The organism is Acinetobacter rongchengensis (genome assembly GCF_003611475.1).
Classification (GTDB): Bacteria; Pseudomonadota; Gammaproteobacteria; order Pseudomonadales; family Moraxellaceae; genus Acinetobacter; species Acinetobacter rongchengensis.
Genome location: NZ_RAXT01000087.1, coordinates 1 through 7,191, shown reverse-complemented (window position 1 = coordinate 7,191; position 7,191 = coordinate 1). Strand labels below are relative to the sequence as shown.

Here is a 7,191-nt window from a genome sequence, read left to right as displayed (position 1 = left end):
ACCCACACATGCTAGTGTTGTCACAGCTCAGCAACATGAATCTAAACAATTTTATTCATGTTGCTGAGTACTCCAAGTAACATAATATTCGTTATGCAAAATCCTGCGCTATCTCAGTCTGTCTATGTGATGATCTAATTTTATAAATAATAATTTGAGTTGATCTATTTCGTTGTAGTTGTCTGTATCGAGTTCCCTAATCTGGTCTAAATACTTCTCCAGTGAATCACGTATGAGTATGTAATCTGATTTGACCAATACCCCGATATTTCTATTGTAGAACGTGGTTCGCCATACATGCCTGTTTTTATTCATTCAACTTGATCACGTATCGATCTTAGGAAAAATTTAATAGCACAATAGCCAAATATAAGAATAAAAAAACCAATTCCTAACCAATAATCCATTTAAAACCCCCTATTTTTCACGACTAGCAATTAAATAAATAAGTACAGAAATCAATATAACTGGTTGCATAGCCAACACAATCAATGCAAAAGCTAAAAAATTAGTATCTAATTCTTGCATAAAACCGCCCTATTATGATCATATTTTGTGCATCGTTACCAGCATATTATAGAAGCTTTTTACAGTGAAAAGCGTAATCAAAGGGTCAATACTCAAATATTTATTGTGTCGATTCATAGACATGAATCTAAGCGTCATAGACATGACGTTTCAGTGATAAATCAATTCTTTGCGTATCAGATCAACAAGTCTTTTTTGTGAAAAGACTTGTACAAGTTTCACTTGTAAATCAATGACATAAATTTTGACATGTGAAATAACCATAAGCATTTCCAAGGATAAAACCCAAAGTAAATACAGATAAGGTCAATGTTAAAAACAACTGAGTAGGAAAGAAATGTTTAAAAGCAGTTCTTACATGAGCATCATGTTTCATAATGCATTCGCTCCATTAATTGTACGTGATTGTAAGTGAGAATCAACTTGATTTTTTTGAGTATCATCTTTGTATTGTTGATACTTAGCAAATTGTTCACGAGTCATAGGAATTTGTTGAATATTTTGTTCAGCAGCTTGTTGATTAGTTTGCAGATTATAGTTTTGAGAAACAATTGCATTATTATTTTCCTTGAAATAGTTATAAGGTCGGTCGCCATCATCAATTAGACGTTTACAAGCGGATGGATTGATATCATTGATTTTTGTACCTTGTTCAGTGTAAGCCGTATATTTTCCATTGAACTTGATACAACCTGAAAATTTTGGCAGCGAAGTCGCTTGATATTGAGCATCAACTTTACTGGCGTATGGATCGGCTGGGTTATAACTGATTTTATAAGTTGCATTATATTGCGCCTGTTGTTCAGCTATTTCTTGATTGCGCTTTTCAGGATTCTTTAAATCCCTTAATTGCTCGACGGTCAAACCCAAGCTTTCAGCTTGTAATTTCTCTAGTTCTAAGGCTTCTTTTGAGTCTTTGGGTAATTCAATAGCTTCAACTTCGCCTTGTTTATTTTGATCTTCTGATTGAGTAGATACAGTTTGTTGCTTATCTCCAAAAATACCAAAGAAACCAGTTTGATAACCTTTGAACAAACCAAATCCTATAAAAGCCAAGGCAATACAGGCATACATAATGACTTCTTTAGGATAAGATTGTTTAACTTGATGATTTTCTGATGAAATATAGAACTTATATAAATGCTTAGGGAAACGCCAAACTGTTTTATTTAAAGCGATTTGTGCAGTAGATTTAGACCATGTTGTCATGGCTTCACCAAATTCCCAAATAATGGCTTGATCCCACCCAAATTTTCGACGCATTACATAGTGAGTAGTTACTGAAGCAAGAACATCAGTATTAAGTTTTGTAACTCGTTGAGTGATGAAGTAGATTTCAATACCAAAGTGACCGTGCAATAGCAAAGCTCTACCGATATCTCTAATTTCTTCCTTCTTTCGTTCTAAAGCTTTTTTATATTTACGCTCAATATCCTCAATTTTAGATTTTTTTTCAGTTGGTTTTAATGTTATGTCATCAAGTATGATTTCAATTTGATCATCATATTCAAAGCGATTGGCCAATTCGTAATTTTTGAGTAAATCTTGTTCTGAGAATGCAGGATGTTCATGCGCCTCATCCCATACTAAAACAGAACCATTTGGCAAGTTACGCCAGTCAAAAGGATCTGCAATTGAAGAAGCCACAGAAATAACGCCATCAATTTTGATACCGACAATATTTGTATAAACTTGACGCCCTTTATTAAGCTCATCAAAAATATGCTTAATAGTCCGTAAAGTTTTACCAGTACGAATGGGCGCAGATATTAAAATAGACATTGTTTTTGCTCCTTAAAGCAAGCAATCGCGTGTACTTCGTGCGTTCGCAAGCTCCTTCTCGTACACACTCAGCCAGCTTTTCCGAGCGCAACCTTTGCAGATTTGATGAATGCTGAAATACCTATGGCAGACATGACAACGCTTAGTGATTGAGGGATTTTTAAGATGCCTAGAATTCCCATAATGTCGGATGGTAAATTGCCGTATAAGCCCATCATTCTTAATTGAGCCTCAGCAACCAAGTCATTGATGAATGTATAGGAAACAAAGGCAAGACCAGCACCTAACAGTAACTTGGCAATCAAACTTGAGACAAAATAACCAGCAAACCAAACCGCTAGTCGTATGAGAAAAGCTGGCATATTTAAGACCTCGTTATAATATTGGCACCATGCAAATAAGCACCAATGAGAATCATTTGACCCAATAAACCTAAGTAGTAGCACCATTGAGTAAAATCAAAGCTATAGGAAAATGAGCGAGCACCAAGTAAAGACATAGAAAGAGTTTTATTTGCAGGACATTGAGCAGATGAAGCAAAAATGTTTTCTGAAAATGATTTCTTTTCTAGTGTTTTTTCAGGTAAAGCGGTTGATTCGCCGACAGGTAAATCACCATTAGCACCCTCTTTACCCCATTCATTTCCATCGTCAATTCCTTTTTTAATATCATCTAATTTTTTATTAGTTTCTGTCATGTCAGTGCCTGAATCATCGCCATCGCTGATTTTGTCACCTACTTTATTGATTGCATCGATGATCTGTTTTGATGTATTTACGATTGTGTTTTCTAAGCTGGATAAATCAATAGTCGTGTTAATTGTAGTGTTATTCGTAGTCGTGGTAGATGTTGTGGTCGTTGAAGATGATGAAGATGTATTATTGGTCGTATTATTAGTGGTCGTTGTGGTTGTATTGCTTGTACTTGTAGATGTACTACTTCCTGTACTTGTTGATGTAGCTGAATTAGTGGCAGTAGATGAACCATCATTAGAAGCATTTGAGCCTGGATCGCCTGTACCAGTTGCAGTTGAAGTATTACCAGTTGAACCATTAACACCACCGCTGCATTGCTTACCAGTAGAAATTGCAGTTATAGTCATTCCAGCTTCTTCAGGTATATCAACAGAATTAATCGCTCTATATTGACAACCACCAGAACAAACAAGATCAGGAGAGTTAATAGGGACTTTTAACGATTTTTGAATTGCAGATGGACAATTTGTACTTGAATATGTTCCTGACAAATTAATCGTATCACATGATGTAGATGTTGAATCACAACGTTTAATAGAGCAGTCAAATACATTTGTTGTGCCTGATCGCAAGGTTGATGATATTAGAGAAAAACGATTGTTAGGATAACGTTGTGATTGATAATCAACATGGCCTTGGCAAGCAGCTTTTAAAGAATAAAAAGTTTTAGCACCACCAGCTTGAATCACATAATCAGTAGCAAAAGAAGGATTAGAAGTTAAAGAGAAAAAAACAAAAATTAAATATTTAAAAAATCTCATAAAAACCCCTTAAATATTTCATTTCAAAAGGCGAAAAAAAGCGATGCAAACAATGATCAAAATAAACCAATTTAAAGTTGAATCATCCATTGCATCGCCCCAAAATTAACGACTAAAGAAGCCGATAACTTTACGTGCAGCAAAGATCGTTACAGCAATACCAAGTACCCAAACAGCACCAGTATCAATGTTAGACTTTGCATCAGAGCCAGTCAGCGCAGCATCAACATCAAGTGCAAATGCAGGTGAAACAGCGCCCATTAAACCCGCAGATAAAACAGCACCAGTGCCATATTTACGGATGTTTTCTTTATTAATCAATTTCATGACATTTCTCCTTATGATTGTCATAAAAGCCGTAGTAATTGCCGAACGACATATACAACAGCAAATATACCGATAGCCCACAAAAGCATTGCATCACGATCGGCATTGGTTAAAGTCGGAACAAATGAATGCTCGACCCATTGCAAGCATTGATTTGTGTTTTGATCGACCAACTCACAAAGCTTTGCCATTTCTTTTATCTCTTAAAAATTTAAGTGTTAATGCGTATATGAAATACATATGAGCAAGTATTCCGAACATAAAGAAGTACCAAACCATGTATTGCATATCGTTATCCTTTACACGCTGATACGTGAAACTAATATTGTCCTTTGTGCAGGTATGTGCCACACGTAGGACAGCTATACGTTAAAAAGTTGCTGTAAATCATGGTGATGACTTAACTTGTTGTTTTTGTGGGTTTAATTCTTTAAGAATCATTCGAGAACCTGAACCATTGGAAACTTGTTCAAGTGTCACATCTGCAACAAGTGGAAATTCAAGACCTTTGATTTTTTGGAAGTTATCAGAAAGCCCCCAAACAATTGACTCACCTACTTCACCGACAAAGTTTTCACCTTCCTGTAAGTCGGCTTTATAGAAAATTGTGGTTTTATCAAAAGGGACACCGTTGTAATTTCCTTTTGAAGCCTTAGCACCAAGTACCACCATAATTGATTTAAATAGCATGGATAAAATCCTTATATGAAGTTTCATTGAGATAAGGAACACCGACAAGTAACGGAAATTGCTCATCTAGTTGAGTGTTAATAATCGGCTGATTAATGCGTAAAGCTTGCATTACAGCAGCATGTGAAAATTGAAGTCGTTTAGGCATTTCATCTTTATCAGATGAGATCAGCGTTAAAAGATCAGCATCATTGATGAATTTTCTAAACTGGCGAATGTATTTACCAAATTGTGTTTTGACGATTTCTAAAGCTTTATCAACATTAATATTAGCTTGTTTTTCAATAAGTTCGCATTTTTCAGGTGCGGTGAAATCATGCAATTGATTGCATAAGGCTTCAAGTGCAGGATAAGCACCTTTAAAATAAGTCGATGGTGAAAGCAGTACATCTAAAGGCAAATAACGGTCTGATGATTTAAGCTCAAGCTCCAAGCGTGTCCAAAGGCTGAGTGAATCCCCTTCTTTTTTTCCACGTTCATAACAGCGGAGGAATTTAGAGCTTTCACGATTACCAACAGTCATGGTTAAACCCTTGCCATTGATGCGCTTCCAGTCACCTAGATGGTTGATTTCAGGATTACGACCGCCAGTAAAGAACAAGCCTTGTGTATCCCAATCATCACAACCTTGAACAGAAACCCATTCACTTTCGAAGTCGTCAAAAGCAATATCGACACGGTTTAATTTTGGATTTTTTGCTTGTGATTTTAAGAACTTATACAGTTGCTCATTCCACCCTTTTCGAGCTAAAGCACAACCTGAGCCATTAATTTGCACACGGATACGTTTGTTATTATTTCCATACAAAACCATGCCTAAATTATCTTGTAATTCATAACCATACTTGTCGAAACGTATACCGCGTTTACGTTTTTCAGAGATACCGAAGCCAAATATTTCAAAGAGTAATTGATCAAGCCATGTTTCTATGGCATCACCAACCCCAAGATCGACTTGATCGGAATCAAGGTTGTAATATTTATCGCCAAAAGTAGAAACACAAAAGCTAAAAGTAACCCAGTCAAGACCGACAACATTATTTTCAATTGGTGTGCAGCGTAAAACAGGTAATACGCCCTTCGGAGTAGAAATGAGTTTGTAATTATCCAAATGACGTGGAAAAGCCTGTGATTCAGATGCCTGTTGTGTATCAGCTACCCCCATATTATAAAAGGGGGTTTCAAGACCACTTACTGCCGTGTTTTTAGCGGGTATGGCTATTTTTTGTACAAAGATTTCAGCAATAGATTCGTCATTATGTTTCTTTGGTTGAACTAAAGATTTTTCAAAGGCTTGGAGTTTATTTTTAGTCACACCCTCAAGCATATTTCTAAGAATTTGAGAATCAGCAAGCGACACATCACCAAAAGCACAGCGTGCATAGATTTCGTGTGAAATTTCTTTTTCTTGCGCAAAGATTTCTGAAACAGATAAGAACGCAGAATCAAAGGCATGGATTTGAGCGAGGATTGTTTTCATTAGTCTTCCCCAAATGCTTCGATTAATTCTGAATTAGATTCTTTGTATAACGTTGCGTATGTGTCGATCACAGTCGGATCATACGACCACTCGTGAGCTACAAAAGCTAAATGACTTAGACATTTTTCTGTATTGATTGCAGGCGTCATTGCATCTAATGCAATCTGCCCTTGATCTGAAACGATCTTGGCTACAGTTTCAAAAGCACACTGTACGAATTCTTGTTTTGTGTTGAAAGCTAATGTAGTCATATTAAAATCACAAATGCACAAATCATTTTTTTACAATAATACATAAATCACAAGTGAATACAAGAATAAATCACAAATTCATTTATAATTTTTCAATTTGGTTATGGATTCAATGTAATGGCAAAAACTTTTAGATTTACGGATGAAGAAGAACAAGCACTTAACGAAACTGGTCTAAAGATAAATAGAGACTTAGTAAAAGCAGGAAAAAAGCCATTAAGAGATACAGAAATATTTCATGAAATAATCAAACAAACATTACTTGAAGGAATTATTGAAGTAACAAGAGATGGGACATTAAAAATTGAGACAAAAAAATAATAAAAATCGAAATAACCATTAATATTAATTATTGAAAGGAAGAAAAATGTTTTCAGATTTTCACTTTTGGATAGGTTTTGTAGTTGGTGGAATTGTATGTGTAAGTATCTTTGAGTTCATACAATTTATAATTATATCTGCAATAGGAGTTAAAGGTTTAACAAAGGAACTAAAGCGAAAAAACGACATTGCAGAGCGTAAAGAACCAAAAATGTAAAAGGGTTAATGCCCTTTTCTTTTATGCTAGGAAGTCGCATAACGAACCTATTATGTTAAATTGAGTATCCAAGACTGTG

General features: G+C 35.4%; 10 protein-coding genes. 2 read left to right on the top strand and 8 right to left on the bottom strand.

What is annotated here, in order from left to right; genetic code table 11:
* Positions 1–900: 900 nt before the first annotated feature.
* The 8 genes from D7V20_RS18080 to D7V20_RS18050 all read right to left on the bottom strand — a co-directional run bounded on the left by D7V20_RS18080 (position 901) and on the right by D7V20_RS18050 (position 6,574).
* A complete protein-coding gene (locus D7V20_RS18080) occupies positions 901–2,310 on the bottom strand; it encodes a zonular occludens toxin domain-containing protein (protein ID WP_120385310.1) in 1,410 nt (469 codons plus the stop codon).
* Positions 2,311–2,378: 68 nt separating this feature from the next.
* Complete coding sequence (locus tag D7V20_RS18075; RefSeq protein ID WP_120385309.1) at positions 2,379–2,672, bottom strand: DUF2523 domain-containing protein; 294 nt, start codon at positions 2,670–2,672, stop codon at positions 2,379–2,381.
* Between the two features lie 2 nt (positions 2,673–2,674).
* Positions 2,675–3,826, bottom strand: coding sequence for a virulence factor TspB C-terminal domain-related protein (locus D7V20_RS18070; protein ID WP_120385308.1), 1,152 nt, complete (start codon positions 3,824–3,826; stop codon positions 2,675–2,677).
* Between the two features lie 105 nt (positions 3,827–3,931).
* Positions 3,932–4,153 carry a hypothetical protein gene (locus tag D7V20_RS18065; RefSeq protein ID WP_235831671.1) on the bottom strand — a complete coding sequence of 74 codons (222 nt, stop codon included), beginning with the start codon at positions 4,151–4,153 and terminating at the stop codon, positions 3,932–3,934.
* A gap of 20 nt (positions 4,154–4,173) precedes the next feature.
* Positions 4,174–4,344, bottom strand: a complete 171-nt coding sequence (locus D7V20_RS19915; RefSeq protein ID WP_171407858.1) for a hypothetical protein — start codon at positions 4,342–4,344, stop codon at positions 4,174–4,176.
* Between the two features lie 196 nt (positions 4,345–4,540).
* The gene (locus D7V20_RS18060) at positions 4,541–4,843 is read right to left on the bottom strand and encodes a hypothetical protein (RefSeq protein WP_120385306.1); all 303 of its coding nucleotides are present in this window, start codon (positions 4,841–4,843) and stop codon (positions 4,541–4,543) included.
* On the bottom strand, positions 4,833–6,323 hold the full coding sequence (locus tag D7V20_RS18055) for a replication initiation factor domain-containing protein (protein WP_120385305.1): 1,491 nt from the start codon (positions 6,321–6,323) through the stop codon (positions 4,833–4,835). The genes D7V20_RS18060 and D7V20_RS18055 overlap by 11 nt, the downstream gene beginning before the upstream one ends.
* Positions 6,323–6,574 (bottom strand): hypothetical protein, encoded by a 252-nt coding sequence (locus tag D7V20_RS18050; RefSeq protein WP_120385304.1) that lies wholly within the window; start codon positions 6,572–6,574, stop codon positions 6,323–6,325. Before D7V20_RS18050 ends, D7V20_RS18055 begins: the two co-directional genes overlap by 1 nt.
* 117 nt (positions 6,575–6,691) lie before the next feature.
* Here D7V20_RS18050 and D7V20_RS18045 point away from each other — a divergent pair, with 117 nt between their 5' ends.
* Both D7V20_RS18045 and D7V20_RS19910 read left to right on the top strand, forming a co-directional pair.
* The gene (locus D7V20_RS18045) at positions 6,692–6,895 is read left to right on the top strand and encodes a hypothetical protein (RefSeq protein WP_120385303.1); all 204 of its coding nucleotides are present in this window, start codon (positions 6,692–6,694) and stop codon (positions 6,893–6,895) included.
* Positions 6,896–6,941: 46 nt separating this feature from the next.
* Positions 6,942–7,112, top strand: a complete 171-nt coding sequence (locus tag D7V20_RS19910; protein ID WP_171407857.1) for a hypothetical protein — start codon at positions 6,942–6,944, stop codon at positions 7,110–7,112.
* The last annotated feature ends 79 nt before the right edge of the window (positions 7,113–7,191 follow it).